Origin of the sequence: Nonomuraea sp. CA-141351, from assembly GCF_050944675.1 — a bacterium.
Taxonomy (GTDB): domain Bacteria; phylum Actinomycetota; class Actinomycetes; order Streptosporangiales; family Streptosporangiaceae; genus Nonomuraea.
Window position 1 is genome coordinate 6,593,444 of the sequence record NZ_CP191982.1, and the last position, 24,367, is coordinate 6,617,810.

24 protein-coding genes are annotated in these 24,367 nt (G+C 70.9%); 14 read left to right on the plus strand and 10 right to left on the minus strand.

What is annotated here, in order from left to right:
- Positions 1-17: 17 nt before the first annotated feature.
- Positions 18-920, minus strand: a complete 903-nt coding sequence (locus ACQPWU_RS31315; protein WP_433427914.1) for an LLM class flavin-dependent oxidoreductase — start codon at positions 918-920, stop codon at positions 18-20.
- Positions 921-1,323: 403 nt separating this feature from the next.
- Between ACQPWU_RS31315 and ACQPWU_RS31320 the strand changes: the two genes are divergently transcribed.
- The 5 genes from ACQPWU_RS31320 (at position 1,324) to ACQPWU_RS31340 (ending at position 8,685) form a co-directional block, all read left to right on the plus strand.
- Positions 1,324-2,535 (plus strand): FAD-dependent monooxygenase, encoded by a 1,212-nt coding sequence (locus ACQPWU_RS31320; protein ID WP_433427917.1) that lies wholly within the window; start codon positions 1,324-1,326, stop codon positions 2,533-2,535.
- 34 nt (positions 2,536-2,569) lie between these two features.
- On the plus strand, positions 2,570-3,289 hold the full coding sequence (locus ACQPWU_RS31325) for a TetR/AcrR family transcriptional regulator (RefSeq protein WP_433427920.1): 720 nt from the start codon (positions 2,570-2,572) through the stop codon (positions 3,287-3,289).
- 454 nt (positions 3,290-3,743) lie between these two features.
- Positions 3,744-5,348, plus strand: coding sequence for an alpha/beta fold hydrolase (locus ACQPWU_RS31330; RefSeq protein ID WP_433427923.1), 1,605 nt, complete (start codon positions 3,744-3,746; stop codon positions 5,346-5,348).
- 325 nt (positions 5,349-5,673) lie between these two features.
- A complete protein-coding gene (locus tag ACQPWU_RS31335; protein WP_433427925.1) occupies positions 5,674-6,297 on the plus strand; it encodes a hypothetical protein in 624 nt (207 codons plus the stop codon).
- Positions 6,298-7,170: 873 nt separating this feature from the next.
- Entirely contained in the window at positions 7,171-8,685 is a 1,515-nt protein-coding gene (locus ACQPWU_RS31340) for a helicase HerA-like domain-containing protein (protein ID WP_433427927.1), read from the plus strand.
- A 66-nt stretch (positions 8,686-8,751) separates the two neighbouring features.
- On the opposite strand, the gene ACQPWU_RS31345 is transcribed toward ACQPWU_RS31340, so the two are convergent.
- Positions 8,752-9,321: a DUF402 domain-containing protein gene (locus ACQPWU_RS31345; protein ID WP_433427930.1), complete on the minus strand. Its 570-nt coding sequence runs from the start codon at positions 9,319-9,321 to the stop codon at positions 8,752-8,754.
- Positions 9,322-9,375: 54 nt separating this feature from the next.
- On the opposite strand from ACQPWU_RS31345, the gene ACQPWU_RS31350 reads away from it, so the two are divergent.
- Positions 9,376-10,218 carry an SMP-30/gluconolactonase/LRE family protein gene (locus ACQPWU_RS31350; RefSeq protein ID WP_433427933.1) on the plus strand — a complete coding sequence of 281 codons (843 nt, stop codon included), beginning with the start codon at positions 9,376-9,378 and terminating at the stop codon, positions 10,216-10,218.
- A 223-nt stretch (positions 10,219-10,441) separates the two neighbouring features.
- On the opposite strand, the gene ACQPWU_RS31355 is transcribed toward ACQPWU_RS31350, so the two are convergent.
- Complete coding sequence (locus tag ACQPWU_RS31355) at positions 10,442-11,371, minus strand: alpha/beta fold hydrolase (RefSeq protein ID WP_433427936.1); 930 nt, start codon at positions 11,369-11,371, stop codon at positions 10,442-10,444.
- 192 nt (positions 11,372-11,563) lie between these two features.
- Here ACQPWU_RS31355 and ACQPWU_RS31360 point away from each other — a divergent pair, with 192 nt between their 5' ends.
- Positions 11,564-12,310, plus strand: coding sequence for a class I SAM-dependent methyltransferase (locus tag ACQPWU_RS31360; RefSeq protein ID WP_433427939.1), 747 nt, complete (start codon positions 11,564-11,566; stop codon positions 12,308-12,310).
- 10 nt (positions 12,311-12,320) lie between these two features.
- Here ACQPWU_RS31360 and ACQPWU_RS31365 read toward each other — a convergent pair whose 3' ends face one another.
- Positions 12,321-13,322, minus strand: a complete 1,002-nt coding sequence (locus ACQPWU_RS31365; protein ID WP_433427942.1) for a zinc-dependent alcohol dehydrogenase family protein — start codon at positions 13,320-13,322, stop codon at positions 12,321-12,323.
- Between the two features lie 93 nt (positions 13,323-13,415).
- Between ACQPWU_RS31365 and ACQPWU_RS31370 the strand changes: the two genes are divergently transcribed.
- The 3 genes from ACQPWU_RS31370 to ACQPWU_RS31380 all read left to right on the plus strand — a co-directional run bounded on the left by ACQPWU_RS31370 (position 13,416) and on the right by ACQPWU_RS31380 (position 14,801).
- Entirely contained in the window at positions 13,416-13,733 is a 318-nt protein-coding gene (locus ACQPWU_RS31370; RefSeq protein ID WP_433427944.1) for an ArsR/SmtB family transcription factor, read from the plus strand.
- A 73-nt stretch (positions 13,734-13,806) separates the two neighbouring features.
- The gene (locus ACQPWU_RS31375) at positions 13,807-14,364 is read left to right on the plus strand and encodes a TetR/AcrR family transcriptional regulator (RefSeq protein ID WP_433445336.1); all 558 of its coding nucleotides are present in this window, start codon (positions 13,807-13,809) and stop codon (positions 14,362-14,364) included.
- 41 nt (positions 14,365-14,405) lie between these two features.
- Positions 14,406-14,801, plus strand: a complete 396-nt coding sequence (locus tag ACQPWU_RS31380; RefSeq protein ID WP_433427947.1) for a tautomerase family protein — start codon at positions 14,406-14,408, stop codon at positions 14,799-14,801.
- 7 nt (positions 14,802-14,808) lie between these two features.
- On the opposite strand, the gene ACQPWU_RS31385 is transcribed toward ACQPWU_RS31380, so the two are convergent.
- Positions 14,809-15,381: a TetR/AcrR family transcriptional regulator gene (locus ACQPWU_RS31385; RefSeq protein ID WP_433427950.1), complete on the minus strand. Its 573-nt coding sequence runs from the start codon at positions 15,379-15,381 to the stop codon at positions 14,809-14,811.
- Between the two features lie 72 nt (positions 15,382-15,453).
- On the opposite strand from ACQPWU_RS31385, the gene ACQPWU_RS31390 reads away from it, so the two are divergent.
- Positions 15,454-16,140 (plus strand): SDR family oxidoreductase, encoded by a 687-nt coding sequence (locus tag ACQPWU_RS31390; protein ID WP_433427953.1) that lies wholly within the window; start codon positions 15,454-15,456, stop codon positions 16,138-16,140.
- 13 nt (positions 16,141-16,153) lie between these two features.
- Here the strand turns inward: ACQPWU_RS31390 and ACQPWU_RS31395 are convergent, their stop codons facing one another.
- Positions 16,154-16,750 (minus strand): TetR/AcrR family transcriptional regulator, encoded by a 597-nt coding sequence (locus tag ACQPWU_RS31395; protein WP_433427956.1) that lies wholly within the window; start codon positions 16,748-16,750, stop codon positions 16,154-16,156.
- A 127-nt stretch (positions 16,751-16,877) separates the two neighbouring features.
- On the opposite strand from ACQPWU_RS31395, the gene ACQPWU_RS31400 reads away from it, so the two are divergent.
- The 3 genes from ACQPWU_RS31400 (at position 16,878) to ACQPWU_RS31410 (ending at position 19,024) form a co-directional block, all read left to right on the plus strand.
- Positions 16,878-17,783 carry an NmrA family NAD(P)-binding protein gene (locus ACQPWU_RS31400; protein ID WP_433427958.1) on the plus strand — a complete coding sequence of 302 codons (906 nt, stop codon included), beginning with the start codon at positions 16,878-16,880 and terminating at the stop codon, positions 17,781-17,783.
- Complete coding sequence (locus ACQPWU_RS31405) at positions 17,780-18,652, plus strand: TIGR03620 family F420-dependent LLM class oxidoreductase (protein ID WP_433427960.1); 873 nt, start codon at positions 17,780-17,782, stop codon at positions 18,650-18,652. Before ACQPWU_RS31400 ends, ACQPWU_RS31405 begins: the two co-directional genes overlap by 4 nt.
- A gap of 147 nt (positions 18,653-18,799) precedes the next feature.
- Positions 18,800-19,024 (plus strand): hypothetical protein, encoded by a 225-nt coding sequence (locus tag ACQPWU_RS31410; protein ID WP_433427962.1) that lies wholly within the window; start codon positions 18,800-18,802, stop codon positions 19,022-19,024.
- 59 nt (positions 19,025-19,083) lie between these two features.
- Here the strand turns inward: ACQPWU_RS31410 and ACQPWU_RS31415 are convergent, their stop codons facing one another.
- The 4 genes from ACQPWU_RS31415 to ACQPWU_RS31430 are packed head-to-tail and all read right to left on the minus strand — an operon-like array spanning position 19,084 to position 24,362.
- Positions 19,084-19,839 carry an SDR family oxidoreductase gene (locus ACQPWU_RS31415; RefSeq protein ID WP_433427965.1) on the minus strand — a complete coding sequence of 252 codons (756 nt, stop codon included), beginning with the start codon at positions 19,837-19,839 and terminating at the stop codon, positions 19,084-19,086.
- Positions 19,836-20,669 carry a 5-dehydro-4-deoxy-D-glucuronate isomerase gene (gene kduI / locus ACQPWU_RS31420; RefSeq protein WP_433427968.1) on the minus strand — a complete coding sequence of 278 codons (834 nt, stop codon included), beginning with the start codon at positions 20,667-20,669 and terminating at the stop codon, positions 19,836-19,838. The genes ACQPWU_RS31415 and kduI overlap by 4 nt, the downstream gene beginning before the upstream one ends.
- Entirely contained in the window at positions 20,666-21,727 is a 1,062-nt protein-coding gene (locus ACQPWU_RS31425) for a glycoside hydrolase family 88 protein (RefSeq protein WP_433427970.1), read from the minus strand. The genes kduI and ACQPWU_RS31425 overlap by 4 nt, the downstream gene beginning before the upstream one ends.
- Positions 21,728-21,785: 58 nt before the next feature.
- Entirely contained in the window at positions 21,786-24,362 is a 2,577-nt protein-coding gene (locus ACQPWU_RS31430) for a hypothetical protein (protein ID WP_433427972.1), read from the minus strand.
- Between the last annotated feature and the right edge of the window lie 5 nt (positions 24,363-24,367).

Genomic DNA, 24,367 nt, shown 5'->3' on the forward strand with positions numbered 1-24,367 from the left:
TCGCCGCATCGTCTCTGTCAGCGGGTCAGGAGCGGGGCGATGGACTGGACGCATTCGGCCGGCGTACCGGGCATCGCCCAGAAGACGTGGTCGACGGCCAGATGGTCCAGCCGGTCCAGATCGCCCGCGACCTGCTCGGCGGAGCCGGTCAGCGGCGCCCGCTCGTTCAGCGGTTTCGCGGTCACCGCCCCGTTGACCTGCACCACGACGGGGCCCGCGGGGTGACCGGCGGCCCGCGCCGCCTGCCGGTACGCCTCGATCGTGCCGGTCAGCGCGTCCCAGTCGAAGATCACCAGGGTCGTCCCGGCGCCGAGCCGGGCCGCGCGCTCGATCGCGGCGGGTGCGCCGGCGCCGACCAGCAGGACCGGGCCGCCCCCGCGCACCGGCTTGGGGCCGATCTCGCACTCGGGGATCTGGTAGAAGCGCCCCTCGAAACTCACCGGGTCCGGCCCCCACACGGCCTGCATCGCCCGCACATGCTCCTCGAAGCCGTCCCCACGCCGCTTCATCGACACCCCGGCGGCCTCGAACTCCTGGGACATCCAGCCCTGCCCGACGCCCGCCAGCAGCCGCCCGCCGCTCAGCCGGTCGAGGGTGGCGATCCGCCGGGCCAGTACCACCGGGTTGTGGAACAGCGCGTTCAGCACGCTGGTGCCCAGCTTGATCCGTTCGGTGCGGGCGGCGACATGGCCGAGCACCTCCAGGGGGTCGTAGACGTTGGCGAACCCCTCCGGCGGGTCCATCACCGGCCCGCCCTCGCCGCCCATCGCGATCGGCACGGTCGGCCGGAGCAGCCGCTCGTACGTCCAGACCGAGCCGAGCCCGGCGCGTTCCGCCTCCTCCGCCACCTGGACGATCGCCTCCGGCGTCGCGTGCTCTCCGCTTGTGGGGAGGCTGACCCCTAGCTGCACACCACTCATTCCGCTGTCCTCCGTCCGCTGAAGCCCATGTCGGGTCATGTCCTTCAAGAAGGCAGACCGGGCGGACGGCGTGAACTCATCGGTGTGAGCGGTGGCGCTTGGACGGCAACAACAGCGGCGGCACCACCGACGCCAGTCCGGGAGGTCACCGCCCAGCAACTGAAGGACTGGACGAGTTCCGGGGCAACTGCGCCGAGGTCCCCGCGCCGCGTATGGGGGAAGTCCCACCGCCTCCACGCCGGGCAGTCCAACGAGCGGTGGCCTCATGGGAGGCGGCGCCACCCTCTACGACTGCGCAGCGAAGCACTGAACGGCATACGGTTGCGTTTGGCAAACTGACCATTAGAACCGGTTTGGTCAGTTCGTCAGATAGAGTCACGGTGACACGACAGAAAGGAGCGTCATGAAGGACGCAGTCGGGCATGGCCGGGCGCTGGTGGTGGGGCTCGGGATCGCGGGCATCGCCACCGCGCTACGGCTACGGCAGGTCGGCTGGGAGCCGGTGCTGGTGGAGCGGGCCCCGGCGCGCCGCTCAGGCGGGTACTTCATCCTGGTGTTCGGCGCCGGGCTCGCCTCCGCGCGGCGGCTGGGCGTGCTGGATGCGATCGGCGACCGTACCCCGCGGCCTGCCCCCTACGAGGTGAACCGGGCCGGACGCCACACCGTCGGCATGAGCCTGGCCGGCCTGCCCGGCAAACCGCGGGTCGTGCTGCGCGGCGACATCGAGCAGGCGCTGTTCTCCGCACTGCCGGCCGATGTGGAGATCCGCTATTCCACCGTGCCCACCCACATCACCCAGGACGACTCAGCGGCTGAGGTCACCCTGCGCGACACCGCGGCCGGCACCACCGTCACCGAGCGCTTCGACCTGGTGGTGGGCGCCGACGGGATGCGCTCGACCGTGCGCAAGCTGGCCTTCGGTCCCGAGGACTATCTGCGTCCGCTGAATTACATGATCGGCGCCACCGTCCTGGACAAGCCGATCGAGGGCCTCGGCCAGGACCAGGGCCTGACCCTGGCCGAGCCGGGACGCTCAGCGTGGATCTTCCCCTTCTCCGACCACGCGCCGGGCCTGCTGTTCTCCTACCGCACCGGCGACGTCGACGCCGAGTTCGCCCGCCCGCCGATCGAGTCCATCCGGGCCGCGTTCGGCCCGCAGCCCACCGGACCGCTCCTGGAGAGGTTGCTCACGGCGTTCGAGCAGGCTCCGGAGTTCCTGTTCGACTCGGTGAACCAGGTCAAGATGCCGCGCTGGCACCAGGGTCGGGTGGTCCTGGTCGGCGACGCCGCCTGGTGCGTGACCCTGTACGCGGGCATGGGCGCCTCCAGCGGCATCGCCGGAGGCGAGCTCCTGGGCACCATGCTGCAGCGCCACCCCGGCGACCTGCCCGCCGCGCTGGACGCGTGGGAGGCCCGGATGCGGCCCTTCATCCAGACCGAGCAGGACAGCGCGCTGATCATGCGAAGGATCTTCACGCCCCACGACCGCAAGGAACAGATCATGCGCTCCGTGATGCTCCGCCTCATGCGCGCGCCGGTCATCGGGCAGGCCATGGGCAAGATAATGAACGGCGCCGACATGAAGAACAAAACCCTCGACGTCGCCGCCGTGTGACCCGACTCCAGCACGAAAGAAGAGGACAGCCCAGGTGAGCCAGCTGATCGAGCGCCACTCGCGCAAAGCCGCCCGCATCCTGGACAGCGCACGCGAGCTGGTGCTCGACCACGGCGTACGCAAGGTGACCGTCAGCGAGATCGCCCGCGCGGCAGGGGTCGGCAAGGGCACCGTCTACCTGTACTGGCCCGCCAAGGAAGACCTCATCCTCGGATTGTTCGCCCGCGAACTGCTGACCTTCATGGACGAGATCATCACCCGCATCACCGCCGACCCCGCCACCGTACTGCCGCACCGCATGGCCCCGCTGCTGATCCGCACAGGGCTGAAACTCCCCCTGGCACGCCGTGTTCAAAGCGGCGACGCCGACTTGTTGCGGCTGCTCACGCAGCAGGCCGGCGACCGCGAGCTGTTCGCCCGCACCACGCCCAGCGCGCTGTGTGAGACGGGCATGCCGATCCATCACCGCCACGGACTGATCCGCGACGACCGTCCCCTGCCCGACCTGACCTACACCGTGCACGCCGTGCTCACCGGGTTCGGCGCCGCCTTGTCCGACCCGGCCACCGCCCCCCACGGCGTCGACGACCCTGACCAGGTCCTCGCCGACGCCGTGGCCCAACTGCTCGAACCTCCCGTCGCCCCCAGCGACTCAGCCATCGCCGCAGCCGCCGAGGAGATCGTCGGCGTCCTGCGCCAGATCCAGAAGGCGATGCTGGACCTCATCGAACGCAGCCAGACCCTCCAACAATGAGCCGGCCCACGCCGGCGCGGCCTGCGCGACATATCCGCATCATCGACTCGAATCCGCCGCTTTCGACGAGATGATCGACCTCTTCTCCGGCGACGACGCCTGAGGGCTGAATCGCCGGGCTCAGGAGGCGGGCTGGCGCAGCGCGGGGAGCATGACCGCGTCCACAAAGTCCACCAGGTGGTCCTTGTCGAGCGGGCGGCCTTCCAGCAGGGCGAACCGATCGGTCAGGTCGGCGCCGCCGGTCTTGCCGAGATCACATCAATTCTGATCATGTCGTGAATAAGGAATAAGTCTCGGACATGTCCGGAAGTTTCGCGGTAGGACGTACCGACGGTGTGGATCGGCTGGATGTTGCGCTCGGCCTGCCCACCGCGGCGCGCGCTCACCGCGCATCGCCGGGCTACGGGGATGATCAGAGTCGGCCGCGTGCCGCGCGGGGGCCAGCCGACGACGATTGGAGCATTGTGCGACGAAAGTACGGTGTGCTGGCTGCCGCCTTCGTAGCGTTAGCGGCGCTTTTACCCACCTCGACGGCCGCAGGCGCGGCCACCCCGGACGGAGCCCCGGCGGAGGCTGCGAAGGCGCCATCGTCTGGGCGCCCTGCGAGGAGGAGCCCTCCGCCGAGTGCGGCACGCTGGCCGTCCCGATCGACTGGTCCAAGCCGAACGGCCCCGCCATCGACCTGGCCCTCGCCCGGCGCAAGGCCACCGATTCCGCGGCCCGGATCGGCTCCCTGGTGATCAACCCGGGCGGCCCTGGTGGATCCGGCGTGGAGGCCGCGTACGGCGCCCCCGGCTTCTTCACCGAGGAACTCCAGCGGCACTTCGACATCGTCGGCTTCGACCCCAGGGGCGTGGGCCGCAGCCACCCGGTGATCTGCTCGGCGTCGGTGTACAACCAGATGCCGTACGCGGTCATGACGAGCCAGGCCGACTTCGACAAGTGGATCGCCTACGCCAAGAGGCTGCGGCGGGACTGCCGGGCCCGTACCGGCCCTCTGTACGACCACGTCGACTCGGTCGACGTCGCGCGGGACCTGGACGCCATCCGCGCCGCACTCGGCGAGGAGAAGCTCACCTACTACGGGATCTCCTACGGCACGCTGATCGGGCAGATGTACGCCGAGCTGTTCCCGCACCGGATCCGTGCCCTGGCCCTCGACAGCAACATGGACCACAGCCTCGGCGTCAAGGCTTTCCTCGACACGGAGGCGGCCACCGTCGAGGACGCCTTCGACGAGTTCGTCGCCTGGTGTGACAGCGAGTCCGCCTGCGCGCTGCACGGGCAGGACGTCCGGGCGGTGTGGGAGCGGCTGCTGGCCAAGGCGCGCAGCGGCGAGCTGTACTACCCGGGCGTCACGGATCGCCCGATGACCGAGGTGCAGGTCCTCTGGCAGGGCGTGCTGGGCACCGAGGGGCCCGCCTGGCAACTGCTGAGCGAGATGCTGCGCGCCCTGGACGGCGGGCCGCTGCCGGAGTGGGTGCCTCCGCTGCCCGGCCGGCAGCCTGTGACGGGGGAAGTCGCCCAGCTGCCGACCGCGATCCTCTGCGAGGACTACAACCTGCGGGTGCGCAACTACCGGGAGTACGCCGCACTGCTGCGGAGCTCCGGCCGCCTCGCCCCCGACATGCGCCTCAACCCGATGCCGATCGAGGACCTGCCCGTCTGCCTCGGCCATCCCACCACCAACCCGCAGCACCGGCTGCGCTACACGGGCAGTACTCCGCTGCTGCTGGGCAACTCGCTCCACGACCCCTCCACGCCGTACCTCTGGTCCGCCAACGTGGCCCGCCGGCTCGGCCCCAAGGCGGTGCTGCTCACCTACGAGGGCTGGGGGCACCGCATCTACGGCAAGGACGAGTGCAGCACGGTGCCCATCGACAACTACCTGATGTCGCTGACCGTTCCTCCGCACGGCTTCCGCTGCCCGGTAGGCGGCAGAGCCGAGGCCAAGGTCAAGCGGCAGCCTGAGGTGTGGCCGACCGACCCTCTCCCCTGGGGCGGCTCACTCGCGACCCCGCCCTTCTCCCGGCCGAGCACGGCCAGAACGTCCGGCTGAGCCGCCACCGACCGCGGCTGAGCACGCATGACGCCGTCCATGGCCCAGGCACATGGCCATGGACGGCGTCTCTTCCGACGCTCATTACTGAGTTGGAGGGTGAAAGGGGTGCCGGCGATGCGGGGGCGCCCGTGGAGGAGCAGCCGAGGCCGGCGGTTCGCCCCGATCGTCCGCTTCCGCGAGGACCGGCCGCTCGCTCCCCTGGCCCCAGTGGGGTTCGCCCGCGAGGGGGAGCATGATCCCCCGGGCGGGGGAACCACGGCCGGGTGCCGTTCGAAAGGCTCGTGAGGTCGAAAGTACGACCCGCTCGATCGGAGTGCACGCAATGATCAACCGGACCCGCCGCGCGTCGGTTCTGGGCCTGACCGCCGCGGTCGGCCTCGCCGCGACTCTCACGGCCGCGATCTTCCCCGCGTCCTGGGCGGCGGCCGACGCGCCCACCCCGGGCCCGTCCGCCCTCGAGAGCCCGGCCGCGCCCGGCGTGAAGACCTCCCATCTCAAGGGGTGGGCCAGGATGTACTTCCCGGCGCCCGACAACGACATCCAGGTCACCGTCGACGCCCACGCCACGTTCAATCCGAACGGCGCATCCACGCCGACCAGATCGTGGGGGACGTTCCGGATCTCCCACCGGCTCAAGCTGCCTGACGGGACGTGGTTCACCAACTGGGGTGATCTCGAGGTCGACTGCCTGACCACCGGCGGACCCACCGCGACCATCACCGGCACGCTCACCAGGGTCACCCCCGGCGGGCCCTGGGAGGAGCTGCTGAAGGAACATACGCGCATGGGTGTCAGCTTCTACGTCGCCGGGAAGGGCAGGGGCCCCAGCCGGATCGGGCTGAGCGGGGGCCCTCAGCCCGGTGACGGTCAGCTGCGCAAGTGCATGGCCCCCGCGGCCGACGCGCCCGTGATCAAGGGCGGCTACGAACTGGTCGACAAGAAATGATCAGGAAGCCCCTCAGCCTTCGCCGCGAGCGTCGAACCGGGGGTAGAAGCCCTGCTTCGCGCACGGATCCCCAGACGGGGCTGAACGCCGGCTTGATCCGGGTCACGGCCTTGCCGGTGGCCGTGTCCCGGACGCAGGCTGACCGTTCCAGGGACATGCAGGCGGTGACGAATCGGCGGCCAGACGGGGTGAAGGTGCCTTGTCCCTGGCCGACAGGGCAGCCGCGCACGTGCCAGGTCCGCTTGACGGCGCCGTCGTACTGGCGGATGGAGGTCTTTCCGTTCTTGCCCCACCGGACCACGACACCCTTGCTGTCACGAGCCCACTGGAAGCCACCGACCGTTTGATGATCGCCGTACCCAGCCCTTCCTGCGGTCACACCATTGAGATCCAGAAGGATGACCAGCCGGGGAAGCGACGCCCTGCGAAAAGCCACCCCGGTGCGGGGAGGCAGGGGGTGCGCGCGTTCATCGTGATGCGACCAGCGGGGCTCAGGCCGCTGTGGGACCTGTCGATCCTCCCCTGTCGACGGACGAGATCCCGGCCGGGATCGCCGGCACCCCGTCGGCTCCCGGCCCTCCCCCGACGAGGCTGCACCGACCGGCGGACGGTCGGGGGACCGCCCCGGATATGCCCACCTGAGGATGCCGCCGACCCGCCTTTGGGGTGACCTTGACCAGCCGCCGCCTACCGTGAAAAGCGGGGCCTGAGCGGGCTCCACCGGCATGAACCCCAGCCGGAGGGAGAGCGATGCTCGCCAGACGGCAGTTCGTGTGCCTGGCCGCGACGGCGGAAGCGCCCACACAACCGGCAAGGGTTCCGGACCACGGAATACGAGAGGGCGGGTGGCCCTCCTGACAGAAAGCCCAAGCGATGAAGGGGTACGACTTCGAGGGGCCGGCGCTGGAGCTCGGGGCCCTGGTACGTGAGGACGGCACCGCCGCCCCCTCAGAGCAGATCCGGATCCCTCTGAGCATGCTGAACCGGCACGGACTGGTGGCCGGGGCCACCGGAACGGGGAAGACCAAGACCCTCCAGCTCATGGCGGAGGAGCTCGCGGCCCAGGGCGTTCCGGTCTTCCTCGCCGACATGAAGGGCGACCTGTCAGGGCTCGCCTCGCCCGGCACGGCCTCCGAGCGCGTCACGAGGCGTGCCACCGAGGTGGGGCAGACGTGGCAGCCCGCGGCCTGTCCGGTGGAGTTCTTCTCGCTGGGCGGTCTGGGGGACGGCGTCCCGATCCGCGCCACCATGACCGCCTTCGGGCCGACCCTGCTCGCCAAGGTCCTCGGGCTCAACGAGACGCAGGAGTCGTCGCTCGGATTGATCTTCTATTTCGCCGACAAGCACGGATTGCCCCTGCTGGACCTCAAGGACCTGATCGCGGTCATCCGGTATCTGACCGACACTCCGCAGGCACTCAGCGGGATCGGCGGGCTGTCGGCGGCGACGGCAGGGGTCATCCTCCGTACGCTGACCAACTTCGAAGCGCTGGGGGCGGAGGCGTTCTTCGGCGAGCCGGAGTTCGACGTGCGCGACCTGCTCCGCGTGGCGCAGGACGGCCATGGGACGATCTCCATTCTCGAGCTGCCCGCCGTGCAGGACCGGCCGCAGCTCTTCTCCACCTTCCTGATGTGGCTGCTCGCCGATCTCTTCCATGAGCTCCCCGAGGTGGGCGATGTCGATAAGCCCAAGCTCGTGTTCTTCTTCGACGAGGCGCATCTGCTGTTCGACGGCGCGTCCAAGGCGTTCCTGCAGTCGATCGCCCAGACAGTGCGGCTGATCCGGTCGAAGGGCGTGGGCGTGTTCTTCGTCACCCAGACGCCGAAGGACGTACCGGCCGATGTGCTGGCCCAGCTCGGCGCGCGCCTGCAGCACGCCCTGCGCGCCTTCACCCCCCAGGACGCCAAGGCGCTCAAAGCCACCGTCTCGACCTTCCCCGACTCCTCCTACGACCTGGAACGGCTGCTCACCGAGCTGGGCATCGGCGAGGCCGTCGTCACGGTCCTGTCGGAGACGGGCGCGCCGACCCCGGTGGCCTGGACGCGCCTGCGCGCCCCTCAGACGCTCATGGCGCCGTCGAGCCCGCAGGTGGTCCAGGGCGTCATCGCCGCCTCGCCACTTCAGCGGAAGTACGGCGCAGCGGTCGACCGCCAGTCGGCCTACGAGATCCTGTCCGAGAAGCTGAGCGCGCAGCAGCAACCCGCCGAGACTCCCGCCGGTCCCGCTCCCAAAGCTCCGCGCGAGCCGGCACGCGAACCGAGGCAGTCCGTGCTGGAGAACGTGCTGGAGTCGAAGGAGTTCCGCTCCATGGCGAGGTCGGCGGCGTCCGCCCTCGGCCGGGAGATCACCAGATCCATCTTCGGCACCGCCCGTCGCGGGCGCCGCTGAACCAGAGCACGTCCAAGCTTGCCGTTGTGGCAAATCACGGTGGCAGCGCCGGGAAACGGAAGACGTTCAGCTGAGTTGCCCAGTCCGTGCCAGCCACTCGAGGTGCGCGCCGCCGAAGGGTTCCTTTCTCTGGCCTACCGCGTCCATCAGCCAACGGGCGCTGGCTTCCGCTTGGGCGATCAGTTCGGGTGGGTAGCCAAGGAGGACCTGATGTTCGGCGAACTCGTCCTGGTCGTCGAGGATGAGGCGTCCGTCCCGCATTCGGATGACATCGAGGTCGAGGTCCAGCATCGTCACCTCGCCGTCCCTCCACTCCGGGACGGTGGTGACGTCGACGTAGATTTCGCTCCGGTGTGGCGGTGAGTTGAACGATGCCGTCCACCAGGCGTCTCGGGGGAAGAGCATGATCGCGGTGGTCTCCCATGTGATCGGCGGGCCTTCGCCCTTGCGGGCGACTGTTCCGCCGGGCACGTCCACCCAAACTCCGTGTTCGTCCTCGCCCAGCAATCGCCCGGGGTGGTTCCAGTGCAATGCTCCGCCGTACTTCCGGTACACGATTCGCAGATCAGTCACATGTGGCAACTTATCCGGCGTCCACCGGCAGGGCACGGGACTGTCGATCTGATCGACGGCCATTCGTGTGGACGATGAGCAAGCCAAGCTCTCGCGACGGACAAGGGTGTGGTGGAAATGCGCAAGGTAGACACGTTGCTGACGGGTCGAGGGCTGGTCGAGTCGCCGCGGTGGCACGGTGACCGGTTGTACGTCTCCGACTGGAGCGCGGGTGAGGTCATCGCCGTCGATCTCGATGGCGGCAGCGAGGCCGTCGCGCGGGTCGCGTCGTTGCCGCTGTGCACCGCGTGGTCGCCGGAGGGCAGGCTTCTGATCGTTTCGTCTCCGGAGGGCCGGCTGCTGCGCCTGGAGCCCGACGGGTCGCTGGTCACTCACGCGGATCTCGGCCGGCCCGGCTGGAACGACATCGTGGTAGACGGCCGCGGCAACGCCTACGTCAACCGCGCCGGCTTCGACCCCATGGCCGGGGAGACGTTCCAGCCCGGCTCGGTGTACCTGGCCGCCGCCGACGGGTCGGTGCGGCAGGCAGGCGACGACATCGCCTTCCCCAACGGCATGGCGGTGCTCGCGGACAACTCCACCCTCATCGTCGCGGACTCCTACCGCCACCAGCTGGTGGCCTTCGACATCGGCCCCGACGGCGGGCTGTCCGATCGGCGCATCTGGGCCGACCTCGGCGAGGGCACCCCGGACGGCATCTGCGTCGACGAGCAGAGCGCGGTCTGGTACGCCGACGTGCCCAACCGGCAATGCGTTCGCGTCGCCGAAGGGGGCAAGGTGCTGCAGACCGTCCAGCTGGACCGCGGCGGCTTCGCCTGCGCCCTGGGCGGTCCCGACGGGACGACGCTGTTCATCGTGGCGGCCCAATGGCAGGGCATGACCGAGGCGGAGATGGTCGTGCCCGGCTCCGGTCAGGTGCTCACCGCCGAAGTCGGCGTACCCGGCGCCGGCTGGCCGTGAGGTCCTCCCCTCTGGGGGACGTGGCCGGATCGCCGGTCTTGGACGCGGAGTCGAGGGAACACGTCGGGAACACCATGCCGGACGCGAGCGCGCCGGCCCAGGACATGACGTGTCGCCTGTTCGCCATGACCACATCATCACCGCAACCAGCGGTCACCACGAAACTCGGGTCAGACCCAGCCGCGGCGGAGCGCTTCGACTCCCGCCGGCGTTCAACGCGCGCCTATCGCCGGACCGACCTGATCGCTTCGATCACCAGGTCGGGCTGGGCGTGCTGCACATAGTGGTCCGTGGTGGTGGCGACGACGACCCGGCCGCGGCTGGACAGCGCGGCGAGGCGTCTGGCCTGCTCGACCGCTGTCGCGGGCTGGCCCGCGGGGATGACGACCGCCACCGGCAGGTCGCGCCACGCGCCTGGTCGTACCGTCGCTCGGACCTGGGCGGCGCTGTCCGCCGCGGCCCAGGCCTCGGCGCGGGCGGCGCCCATGCTGCCCGCGCCGTAGACGACGGGAGCGCTCGCGCGCGCCGCCGCGGTGGCGTCGGCGGGCACCAGCCCGTCGCCGAACAGCCGCAGCACGCCGACGCGCGCCAGGACCTGGTTGACGGTGAACTGCGCGGCGAGCAGCGGACGGGAGACCTGGAGGGCTTCGGTGGCGTTCTCGTCCGTCACGTCGATCAGCACGAGTCCGGCGGTCAACGCGGGCCAGCGGTGCGCGAAGAGCCGCACAATCGTGCCGCCGTAGGAGTGCCCGACCAGGACGTACGGCCCCGCCTCGCCCACTGCGGCGAGCAGCGCGCGCAGCTCCGCCGCGGCGCGGTCCGCCGTACGAGGGGCGGGGCCGTCCTCGCTCCAGGCGTATCCCGCGCGGTCGTACGCGCACACGCGGCCAGGCAGTCCGCGCTGGATCACGTCCCAGCTCGCGCTGGACTCCGCCAAGCCCGCTTCGAGTACGACGGTCGGCGTTCCCGAGCCCGTGCACTGCACGTGCAGCCGATGGCCGCCCACGTCCACCAGCCGCCCAGGCGCGGGTGGGTCGCCCTGCCGGGCCACGGACTCGTAACAGAACCCGGTGACGGCCGCCAGTACGACCACCACCGCGCACCAGACGGCGGCCCTGCGCAGTGCTCGGGCGACCACGGCTCTCTTGGACACGTCACGAATCTAGGGACGCGATCGCCCGGCCACCTCGTCCTCCAGGCCGAACCGCTTCTGGGAGCAGCGGCCGGAGAACCCTCATCAATCAGGATGAGACTCTCTCATTACGTCACTGCGCCTGCCCGGCCGCCGTGCGCATCTGGGTAGGGTGGCGTGGTGTCGAGTGGCGGACTGTTCGCCGGGACAGGTGTGTTCTACGCGCGCTTCCGTCCGGGCTATCCGAAGGTGTTCTTCGACGATCTGGTCCGGCGCTTCGGGCTCGACGGCTCTGGACGTCTGCTCGACCTCGGCTGTGGCACCGGCCAACTGGCCATTCCGCTTGCCGGTCATGTCGCGGAAGCGGTCGGTGTCGATCCTGAGCCGGACATGCTCGCCGAGGCCGCCCGGCAGGCCCTCGCGGGTGAGGTCGGCAACGTGACCTGGGTGCGTGGCGGTTCAGCGGACCTGCCAGGCGGGTTGGGGCGGTTCCGGCTGGTGACCATGGGGCGCTCGTTCCACTGGATGGATCGTGAGCAGGTGCTGGGAGCGCTGGCCGGCATGGTGGAGAACGCGGGCGGCGTGGTGATCGCCAATGACGGCTGCATGGCGCGAGCAGTAACGCCGTGGCAGCACGCCATCGAGGAAGTGCAGCACCGCTTCCTGGGCCCGCTCCCCCAATCCAATGCGGGGACGTGGGCCGAGCCGCATGAAGCGGTGCTGGCTCGTTCGCCGTTCCGGGACGTCGCCCGAGTGGTCCATGAGTTCGAGCGGCCGTGGACGGTGGACCGGATCATCGGCTACCTGTATTCGACCTCGCTCCCGCTGCGGCGGCTGCTCGGCGATCGGCGGCCCGCCTTCGAACGAGAGATCACCGACGCTCTGCTGGCAGCCGATCCGAGCGGGCGACTCGTCGAACCGGTGGCGCTGCAGGTGCTGATCGCCCAGAAGGTTTCCTGAGCTCTGGCGGTCAGTGGGCCACGGTGATCACGATCTTGCCGAACTGGGCGTTGGACTCCATGTACTGGTGCGCCCGCACGATCTCCTCCAGCGGGAACACGCGATCGACCACCGGGCGGAAGGCCCCGGTACGCAGGCCCGAGGCGACGAACGCCGCCGCCCGCAGCATCCGCTGCGGATCGTGGGTGATCTCGCGCGTCACCGTGTACGTGCGCATGTTCAGCGCCGGCATGCCCAGGTCGAACCCCGGATAGGGCGTCGGCTGCCCGCTCTGCGCGCCCCACAGGAACAGCGTCCCATCGGGGGCCACTGCTCGGGCCAGGTCAACCACGCCCGGTCCGGCGACGGCGTCGAAGACGTACTCGGCGCCCTTTCCGCCGGTCAGCGCCAGCACTCGTCCCGCCACGTCCTCCTCCTCGGAGACGATCACCTCGGCCGCGCCCTCCTCGATCAACCGCTGCCTCTTGGCGCGGGTGCGGGTGACGGCGATCGGTGTGGCGCCCACACGGTTGGCCGTGTGGATCGCGGCCAGGCCGACGCTGCTGGAGGCCGCGTTCAGCACCGCCACGTCGCCGGCCCGCATCCCGCCCACCTCCACCATCGCGCCGTACGCGGTGAGGTAGGGCATCCACACCGCCGCGCCGGAGACCGCGTCCACCCCGTCGGGGCGATGCAGGAGGGCGCGCGCCGGCGCGATCGCCTGTTCGGCGTACATGCCGTAGTCGTTGTACGAGAAGGCCGGCACGACACTGACCGCCTGCCCCACTTCGAACCCGTCCACCTCGGGGCCGACAGCCTCGATCACACCGGCGGCCTCAGAGCCGAGCCCGGCGGGCAGTTGCTTGACCGGCTCGATGTACTGGCCGCTGCGGAACAGCGCCTCGGCCCTGTTGACCCCGATCGCGTCCACGCGGATCCGCACCTCGCCCGGTCCCGGCTCGCCTGTCTCCAGGTCCTCCAGCCGCATCACCTCGGGCCCGCCGATCTCGTGGAACCGCACGGTCCTTGCCATGCCAACCATCCTTCGCTCGCTGTGAACGTGACCCACTGAAGCGCATAAGTACGATCGCTGTCAAACTTCGATACCTGTCGTACTATGGGGCCCATGGGACGTACACCGCCGCACCCAGAGGTGTCGCAGTTCGGCCTCCAGCAGGTGCTGGAGGCCCTCGTCGATCCGGTACGCCGCAGGATCGTCACGCAGCTCGACGCCACCGGCGAGGACATCAAGTGCGGCGATTTCGACATACCGGTCAGCAAGTCCACCGCCACCCACCACTTCAACGTCCTGCGTGAGGCGGGCCTGATCCGGCAGTACTACGTCGGGACCTCACGAATGAACGCCCTCCGCCGCACAGAGATGGACGAGGCGTTCCCCGGCCTGCTCGACGCCCTCACCACGCCCCAGGCCACGGCGCGCTGACTCCTGCGATCTCCGCTTCGCCGCCCCCAGGTTGCCTCTGTACCTACTAGTATGTACGATCGTGACCGTGGACATGAGAGAACGGCTGATCGAGAGCACCCGAGAGCTGCTGTGGGAGCGCGGATACGTGGGCACCTCGCCGAAGGCGATCCAGGAGCGATCCGGGGCCGGCCAGGGCAGCATGTACCACCACTTCCGCGGCAAGCCCGATCTGGCGCTGGCCGCGATCGCCCGCAGCGCCGACGACATGCGCGCTCGCGCGGAGGCGGAGTTCTCCGGCTCCGGGACTCCCGTCCAGCGGATCACCGCTTACCTGCGCCGGGAGCGGGAAGCGCTCCGGGGCTGCCCGGTCGGCCGCCTTACCCAGGACCCGGACGTGATGGACGATTCCGTGCTACGCCGTCCGGTCGAGGAGACCTTCGCCTGGCTGCGCGCCCGGCTCGCCGGCGTCCTCGCGGAAGCACGGTCACATGGCGAGCTGGACACCGCGCTCGACCCGGCGGCCACCGCCACCGCGCTCGTCGCCGTGCTGCAGGGCGGGTACGTACTGGCCCGCGCCGCCGGTGACGCGGAGGTGTACGCGCAGGCCGTCGACGGCGCGCTCGGCCTGCTTGCCGGACACGTCCGCTGAGGTACCCGCTCACCGAGTGAATCATCCGAAAGGACGAAATCATGCCCTTTGTTCGTATTGATGCGCTCCGCGCAGACGAGAAGCGGCTGGACGCCCTGGGCCGGGCCGTACACGATGCCCTGGTCGACGCCATCGGCATCCCACAGGACGACAGGTTCCAGGTGCTCACCAGCCACGACGGCACGCATCGCATGTTCCGCTACGACGACGACTACCTCGGCGTTCACCGGGACGACGACATCGTGTTCGTCGCCATCACCATGCGCTCGGGCCGTACGGCGAGCCAGAAGCAGGCCCTCTACCGCAGGATCGCCGAGCTCGCCGAGGAGTACGCGGACACCGAGCCGCGGAACGTGTTCGTCACGATCTACGAGAACCAGCCGATCGACTGGTCGTTCGGCGACGGCGTGGCGCAGTACGCCGAGGCCGGCCTGTGACGGATGGTCAGCGAACCGCGCGGACGAGCAGCTCGGCGAGCTGCTTGCCCGCCGTCTCGTCCAGCGGCAGGTGGTCGAGCATCAGGCGGTACCACAGCACGCCGTAGACCACGTCGACGAGCAGCTCGGGATCCACGTCCGCGGCGATCTCTCCCCGCGCGACGGCACGGTCCAGGATCTCGCGCAGGGCCGCGCGGCGGCTGAACAGGAATCGATCCCGGAACGCCTTGGCGAAGACCGGATCGAGCAACGCCTGAGCCATGAGGCCGATCAGGATCGGCCGCTCGTCGTGCTGCCGGAACGTGGCGTTCAGGAACGCCACCAGGTCCGCGGGCAGCGAGCCCTCGTCCGGAACGGGGCTGTGCACGGCCGCCCGGTCGAGCAGGGCATCGAGGACGACATCGGCCTTGGACCCCCACCAGCGATAGATCGTCGGCTTGCCCGCGCCGGAGCGGGCCGCGATGCCCTCGATGGTCAGAGCACCGTACCCGCGTTCGCGCAGCTCGTCGATCGCGGCGGCGAGAATCGCCTGCCGGGTCGCTTCGTTGCGCGGCCGCCCCCGGCGCCGATCATCCGTCATGCCACCGACTTTACAAGAGGCCACGTCCATATATATTTACGTGACGTAACGTTTCTCAAAGGGAGGCACGGCATGCGCGTTGTGATCATGGGTGGCACGTCCGGCATCGGGCTGGCCACGGCAGAGCTGCTGGCGGACGACGGCGCCGAGGTGATCGTCACCGGCAGGGACCCGCAGAAGCTCGCCGCGGTCAAGGACCGGGTGGCGTCCGCGGAGCAGGTGGACGGCACCTCCGAGGACGACGTCACGGCGTTCTTCGACCGGATCGGCCTCTTCGACCACCTGGTCCTGGCGTTCAGCCCGGGCGCGCTCGGCGGCGGGGCGCTCAAGGACATCGCTGTCGACGACATCAGATCCGCATTCGACGGAAAGCTCTTCTCGTACCTGTTCGCCATCCAGCACGCCCAGGTGAGCGATTCGATCACGATGATCTCCGCCTCGTCCGCGCGGGCGGCGCTGCCCGGGACCGTGACGTTCGCCGCGGTGAACGGCGCGATCGAGCGGATCGTCTCACCCCTGGCGACCGAGCTCGCACCGGTACGGGTCAACGCCGTGTCACCGGGCGCCGTCGACACCCCGTGGTGGTCGTTCCTGCCCGAGGATCAGAGGCAGGCCCAGTTCGCGGTCGCGGCCGACATGGTGCCGGCCGGGCGGGTCGGCCGCCCCGGCGACGTCGCCGGCGCGGTCCGCTACCTCATCGGCGCCGCCTACGTGACCGGATCGATCCTCCCCGTCGACGGAGGCTTCACCGTGGCCTGAGGCCCCCGCACCGTCATCGCCCTGGCGCGGGGCGCACGCCGTCGAGGGCGAGGTCGAGCAGCCGGTCAGCCCGGGCCGCGCCGTCGGGTTCGTGCTCCGTGGCCAGGGCGATGGCGTTGACAAGCGTGAGCAGCTCGACGATCGAGATGCCCGGTCGTACGGCGCCCGCCCGCTCGGCGCGGCCCAGCAGCTCCTCCCCGGCACTCACGATCATGGAGTGGCAGGTCGCGCCCAGGGTGGGGTCGCCGTCCCCGGGATCGCGCATCAGGGACGCGGCCAGGCCCCGGTTGGACACGGCGTGGGTGGCGACGCCGCGGAGCCAGGCGACCAGGGCATGTCCCGGATCCGCGTCGGTGGCCAGGTCGCCCGCCGCGGCGCACAGGGCCTCGACCTTGCCGCGGAAGACGGCCTCCAGCAGCCTCTGCCGGGAGGGGAAGTGCCGGTGCAAGGTGGCCGAGCCGACGCCGGCGCGCCGGGCTATCTCCTCCAGCGACGCGTCGGCGCCGTCCTGGGCGATGGCCGAGGTGGCCGCGGCGAGGATGCGCTCGTAGTTGCGGCGCGCGTCGGCACGCATCGGCCGGTCGGACGGCGTACGGCTGTCGTGATGCATGCGGTCTCCGGCGGGCTTGCAAAACGGGGTGGCCCTCCATATCGTACTCGAATGTAACCGGAGGGGTCCCCCAGTTATGGCGACCCCGTCATGCCCACTTTCTGGGCCTACGTTCTGGAGACACATCGTGGACAAGACCATCGTGGTGGTGGGCGCGACCGGCCTGCAGGGCCGCGCCGTGACGGCGCGCCTGCTCTCCAACGGCTGGCGGGTACGGGCGGTGACCCGCGATCCGGCTGCCGCCCCCGCCCAGGCCCTGGCGCAGGCCGGCGCGCAGCTCGTACGGGCCGAGATGGACGACGTCGCGTCGCTGGCCGCCGCGGCCGGCGGCGCCTACGGCATGTTCAGCGTCCAGCCGACCGTCGGCTCCCCAGGCACCCCGGCGGGCTTCTCCACCGAGGACGAGGTGCGCTGGGGCCGGAATGTGGCCGAGGCGGCCCACACCGCCGAGGTGCGGCACCTGGTCTACGCCTCGGTCGCCGGCGCGGGCCGTCACAACACCGAGAAGCTGCCGCAGAACGTGGTGAGCAAGTGGCGGATCGAACAGCACATCGTACGGCTGGGCCTGCCCGCGACCTTCCTGCGCCCGGTCTCCTTCATGGAGAACTACACCGGCGCCTACCACCTGCAGGGCGGTGCCGTGGCCACCGCGTTCGAGGCGGACGTGCCGCAGCAGATCCTGGCCGTCGACGACCTCGCCGTCTTCACCGCCCAGGCCTTCGCCCGGCCGCAGGACTGGATCGGCCGGGCGGTGGACCTGGCCGGGGACGAGCTGACCCCGGTCCAGATCGCCGCGGTCATCTCCGAGGCCGTCGGGCGGCCCCTGCCCTACGTCCAGATCCCGCTCGAGGCGATCGCTCAGGCCGGCGAGGAGTTCGCCTTCGCCTACGCCTGGCTCAACGGACGCGGCTGGCGGGCCGACGTCTCCTTCGCCCGCGCGCTGCACCCCGGCCTGATGGACCTGCGCACCTGGCTGGCCCGGACCGGCGCCGCCCAGATCGCGCACTTCCTGGCCCAGAAGGCCACGGCGTGAGCGGCCGGGCGCCTGATCTCGGGCAGGTCGGCATCTGGGCGGGAGAGGCCGACCGATACCCCGCCACCGTCCTTCGCGAAGCGGCCGCGGCCGTCGAAGAGCTCGGCTATCGGGCTCTGTGGTTCCCCGAGACGACCGGCCGCGAGGCCATGGCGCAGGCCGCCATGCTGCTGTCCGCGACCCGGCGGACCGTCGTCGCGACCGGCGCGGCCAGCGTCTACGCCCGCGACGCCGTCACCACCGTCGCCGCTCAGCGCACCCTTGACGAGGCGTTTCCCGGGCGGTTCCTGCTCGGACTCGGGATAAGCCATCCCGCCCTGGTCACCGACGTGCGCGGCCACCGCTTCGGCCCGCCGCTGGCGACCATGCGCGGCTACCTGGACGCCATGGACGCCGCCCCTTTCGGACCGCCGGCCCCCGCACCGCCCCGGGTCCTGGCCGCTCTGGGCCCGAAGATGCTCAAGCTCGCCGGCGAACGGGCCTGGGGCGCCCATCCCCTGGGCATGCCCGTCGAACACACCCTCGACGCCAGGAAGCTGCTCGGGCCTCAGGCGCTGCTCGCGGTCACCCAACTGGTCGTCCTCGACCCGTCCCGCTCCCGATCGGCCGACCTGGCCCGCGCGCACGCGGCCGCCGCCCTGCCCAACCGGCTCACGCTGCTGCGCGACCTGGGCTTCGACAACGCCGAGTCCCTTGACGACCGGTTGGTCGAGGCGCTGGTGGCCACCGGCGGCCCCGACGACATCGCCCAGCGGGTACGCGAACACCTCGACGCCGGCGCGGACCACGTCAGCCTCCACGTGCTCACCTCGACCCCGGGCGAGCCGCCGCTGCGCCAGTGGAGCCGGCTGGCCGCGCGCCTTCTGTAGGATGCAGCCGGACCGCTGGGCGCGCCTCCTCACCTTCTGACAGAGATGGCCGGGCACCCAGGCCGGAGACCGGCACGACGCCGTGGCCGCCGCCACCATCCTGGCCGGGCCCCTGCGGCGGCACTCCGCCTCGCGGACCTGGCGGCCGTGCAACGGCGCAGGCACCGCCCCACCGTCATCGTCCAGGCCGGCCAGCGGATGCTCCAGCGTGTCATCTTCGACAAGCAGTTCGCGGGCAAGCGTTCCGGGGCTCCTCCAGCCCCTCTCTTCCTCACCCGCGTGTTCCCCCGGCTCCGGATGATTCCCACCCGGTTCGTGGGCTTCGGTCCCCGCCCGGAACACGCCCCCGGCTTCGCCCGCAGGATCTCCTAGCAGGAAGACCGGGACCGCGTCCGGGTGCGGCATCGACAATCGATCGCGGCCCCGGGGACTCAGCGTGCGAGCCAGCCGCCGTCGACGGAGAGCACGTGGCCGCACACGTAGTCGGACGCCGGAGCCGCGAGGAAGACGGCGGCGCCGACCAGGTCGGCGGGAGTACCCCAGCGGCCGGCCGGGATCCGGCCGCTGATCTGCGGCTCCCGGACCGGGTCGGCCCGTAGCGCGGCCGTGTTGCCGGTGGCGACATAGCCGGGCGCGATGGCGTTGACCTGGACCCCGTCGCGGGACCACTCGTTGGCCAGCGCCCGGGTCATGCCCACCAGCGCGTGCTTGCTCGCCGAATACCCCACGACGTTGACACCGCCCTGGAAGGACAGCAGCGACGCGATCGAGATGATCTTCCCGGTCCGCCGGGCCAGCATGCGCCGTCCCGCGGCCTGCGTGATGGCGAACACGGCGTCGAGGTTGACGGTCATCACCGCGTCCCAGTCCTCGCCCGCCATGTCGACGGCGGGTGAGCGGCGGATGATCCCGGCGTTGTTGACCAGGATGTCCACGCGGGTCCGGTCGAGCAGGCCGCCGATGTCGCCGGCGAGTCCAGAAGCATCGGAGAGGTCGCGGATCCACCGCCGGGCGGAGCGGCCGTGGGCCTCGACCGCCGCCTGCGTCTCGTCCAGGTCGTCGTGGTGACCGTGGAGCACCAGGTCGGCTCCCGCCTCGGCCAGGCCGACCGCGATGGCCTGACCGATGCCGGTGCGCGAGCCCGTGACGAGCGCCGTCCGCCCGGTCAGGTCGAACAGCCGGCTCATCGCAGCTCCGTGATCGGGTACGGCTCGACGTCGGCGTAGTCGATGTTCTCCCCGCCCATGGCCCACACGAACGCGTAGGCGCCGGTGCCGAAGCCGCAGTGGATGGACCAGCTCGGCGAGATGACCGCCTGCCGATCGGCGACGATGAGGTTGCGCGTCTGGTCGGGACGGCCCATCAGGTGGACCACACGGTCGTTCGCGTCGAGGCCGAAGTACAGGTAAACCTCGGTGCGCCGGCCGTGGACGTGCGCGGGCATGGTGTTCCACATGCTGCCCGGGGCGAGCTCGGTGATGCCGAGGACGAGCTGGCAGCTCTGGATGCCGTCGGCGTGGATGAACTTGTAGATGGTGCGCTCGTTGGAGCTGCGCTGGTCGCCGAGGCGGATCGGGGTGGCTTCGGCCAGTGTGCCCTTGCGGGTGGGGTACGTGGCGTGCGCCGGAGTGGACACGAGATAGAAGGCGGCCCCGCCGGAGCCGGTGAAGGAGACCTCACGGACACCCCTGCCGACGTAGAGGACGTCCTTGACTCCGAGCTCGTGGTCGGCGCCGTTGACGGTGACCGTGCCCGGCTCCGTGCCGACGTTGACGACGCCCAGCTCCCGTCGGGCGAGGAAGTGCTCGGCGGCCAGCGGCTCGGCGGTCTCCAGCGTCACGGGCGCGCCCGACGGGCGCACGCCGCCGATGACGATGCGGTCCTCGTGGCTGTACACCATGGTGATGCCGTCGTTCATGCCGGTGCCGAAGAGGTCCTCGACGAGGAAACGCGAACGCAGCGCGTCGGTGTCGAACCCCGGGATCTGGTCCGGGTCGGTGGCGTGCCTGGTCTTCACCTGGTCTCCTGGAGAGCTGCCGTGTACGCCTGCAGGGCCAGGCCCTGGCCCCAAGGCTGGATCATGTCGTTGCGGATGACCGAGTAGCCGAACGGGATCAGCTGCAGGACCGTCCCCGCGCTGGTCCGGGTGAGCGTGCCGTCCTCGGCGACGTACGCGTGGACTCCGGCGAGCGCCCGCCATCCGGCACGGCGCAGCCGCTCCGGCTCGATGCCGAGGGCGGCGGCGCGGAGCATCGCGGCGGCGATGCCGGCGGCGGCCGAGGTCTCGAGGATGCCGCGGTTCTCCGGTTGCCCGTCCACCAGCACGTCCCACACACCGTGCGGGGGCTGGTGACCGGCCAGGGCGAGCAGTTGACGGCGCAGCACCTCACGCACCTGCTGGGACAGGGCTCCCCCGGCCTCGAGGTACTCGACCGACGCCAGCGCGGTCCAGGCGTTGGCGCGGCCCCAGAAGTTCCAGATCGTGCGGCCCTCGTGGGAACCGTGCGCGTAGAGCCCGGTTTCTGGGTGCTGGAGGACATCGGCGTGGGCGAGGATCTGCTCACCCGCTTCCTCGATGAGCTCGGGCCGACCGGCGTGCAGCCCGTAGTGGATGAGGAAGGTGCCGCCCATGTAGACGGTGTCGGCCCAGACGCCGCCGGGCCAGTGCTCGATGGCGCCACCCGGCGCGCGGGTGACGGCCTTGTCGTTGCGCAGCCAGTCCAGCATGCGCTCGCACGCGTCGGCGTAGCGGCGTTCGCCGGTCGCGCCGTAGAGGTCGGCGCAGACGGCGCCGGGCGCCAAATTGTTGACGTGGCCGAGCTCGATGCCGTCGCCCAGGTGCCCATCGACGAACTCGGTGACGAACGGGTGCCGGGGTGTCAGGCGCATCATGCCCTGCAGGACGACGCCCTCGCCCCAGAACCAGTGCGTGAGGCCCATGGCCACGGCCCGGTCGGCGATGCGCCCGGCGGTCTCGGCGAGGACCTCCGGAGTGAGGTCCGCCAGGTCGGCGGGCGGGCGCGGCGGCTCCGCGCCCCTGGCCTGGCTGGTGTCCAGGCCCTGGCCCTGACTCATGCGCCCTCCTTCGCCGGTCGCATGCGCCAGGGCCTGCCGTGTCCGCTTGTCCGCTCGCTCATGCGCTCCGGCCCTTCTGGAGGTGGATCTCGTGCGATCCGATGGACAGCGTGCCGGCGCCGAACTCGAGCCGCGCGTAGGGGTTGTCGAGCTGGGGCGGCTGGGCGATCGTGCCATCGGGGGCGAGGTCGGCCGGGCGTCCGTCCACGGTGAAGGGGCCGCTCCACGTCAGGTTCAGCTCGGCGCCCCCGGGAGTGGCGAAGGAGACCGCGTCGCGGGCGAAGCGCGGCTCGCTCAGGGACGCGACGAAGCCGGCGAAGTCCGCGCCGGCTCCGACGGTGCAGACCCAGGCGGTCCCCGGTCCGAGCGGCCGCAGTTCCTGCCAGGCGTCGGGCCCGGTGGTCACGGGCTCCGCGCCGCCTTCCGTGGCGAGGGCGACGTAGCCACGGCCCTTGCGTCCGACGGTCCACACGCCCGCCCGGGTCCACTCGTCGAACTCGCCGATGGGGAACCAGGCGTGCGTGTAGCCCATGACGTCGTCGCCCGGGATCCGGTACAGCGCCAGTACCGTGCCCTCGTGCTGGCGTGCCCTGGGCAGGATCCGGCTGCCCGCCCAGGCGTTGGGCCGGGCGGAGGGCGAGGTGGAGGAGTTGGGGGCATGCGTGACGAACACCTGGGTCTCCGGGCCCAGGGTGGCGCCCCAGATGTGCTCCTGGAGGCCGGGCAGGCCGGGGCGGTAGTCGTTGGCGCACGAGAGCATCACGTCGGGGGTCTTGAACACCGACACGTCGGACGCGTACGGCCTGCTCAGCAGGTCGTGGGCGAAGCGGTATTCACCGCGGTAGCTCTGCGTGCCCCACCACCGGTCCGGCAGGTCGTTCGCGACCTGGCGGATCACCTCGGGCATCCGGTAGCGGCGCGCGGTCGCGATCGCCGCCGCGGGCAGCACGGCGTCGTTGAGCGCGCCGGTGCCGAAGCACAGCCACATGATCGGCGCGGTCTCCTCCAGCCTGGACGACCGCAACGTCGACACGTACGAGCGGCCGTGGGCGCAGCCGTGGATGCCGCGCCAGGAGTTCGCCGCCAAGCTGAACAGCACCCGGTCCGCGACCCCCGCGGCCAGCGCCCTGACCTCGGCGTCCTCGGCGAACTCCACGAGCGAGACGAGCGCGAGCAGGTCGATCGCGAGATAGGCGTTGGAGTCGAACTCGCTGAACCCTCCGGCGAGCTTGCGGCGCATCCATTCCACCGCCATGTGGCGCCCGTGCGCGGCGTGCTGGGCGCCGGTCCAGCCGGTGTTGGAGAAGGTCTCCTCGCTCAGCGCCGTGCCCCACAGCAGCTCCGCCGTGTGCCAGACGAGCTGGTGGTTCTCGGTGAAGTAGCACATCGCGTCCAGGCCGGGCTGGTCGATCCAGTACTTGAAGCCGAGCATCGACTCGCGGACCCGCTCGCGCAGACCGGGCTCCCAGGCCGAGGCCCGGTGCCAGAGGTGCGCCAGCCCGACCGCCTCGAAGTCGGCGCAGTCGGCCCTGCTGCCGATCATCCAGAGGGCGCGTTCGAGGCCGGTGACGACGTACGACGGGTCCTCGGCGGCGCGTACCAGCTCGGCGGCCGAGGTCCCGTCCATGCCCGCGGCGTGGCGCAGGAACTCGGCCCGCCAGGTGGCGGGATCGCCGTGCGCGGAGGAGCGGTACTCGCGGGGCAGGACGGCGACCGGGAACTCCCGGAACACCGGCGAGCCGTCGACGGAGATCCGCAGCACCGTCTCGCCGGTCGACAGCATGGAGGCGTTCCCGACCTCGCCGTCGCCGTCGGGCTTGTCGAGCTGCAGGGTCGCCCGTCCGCCCGTGAGCCGTACGAGACGCTCCTGGTCGGCCCAGCGCACGCGCAGCGCGGCGCCGTCCGGGCCGACGATCGGCACCGTGCCGTCGGTGGTGCCCCAGCGGGTCACGCCCACGGCGTCGAGGACGCGTTCGGCGACGGCGGTGGTGTCCTCCCGGGCGCCGGCGCCGGGCACGACGACGCGGACGGGCAGCCCGTCCACGCGCAGCCGCAGGACCTGGCGGCACTCGCGGAAGGCCACCTGCCACGAGGCGACGATCACCGTCGAGGTGCCGGAGGGCAGCCACACCCGCCGGGAGCGCTCGGCGGGCTCCATGTAGGTGAAGCCGTCGGAATCGTCGAGCAGTTCGCCGTTGACGAACAGCAGCGTCGGCCCGGTGGACGCCAGCCGGAGCGTCCGCCATTCGGCCTGGTCGACCTCCAGGACGGTGGCCGCGAGCGCGACCCGGTACTCCGGCGTGAAGCAGAACTCGCTCCAGTCCACCAGGCCGTCGGCACCCGTGTGCAGCCGGCGCCACTCTCCCGCGTGCTGCAGGTAGCGGATCTGGCCGCCCTCGACGATCGGCGCGGTCACCGGGTCGCGCGGCAACGGCCGATGCCGATAGAGCTCCTCCTTGACCGGGGTCACATCCGGGCCGTTCGTCAGCCGCCACCGGCCCCGCTCTCCCCACGGGTCCCCGTCGGCCCTCAGGTGCTTCGCGAGATCGTCGGCGGGTTCCCGCCACGCGGGGCTGACCAGCCAGTCCAGTACCGTGCCGCGGCGGTCGAGCGCGTGTACGGTCCGTTCTTCCATGTTCT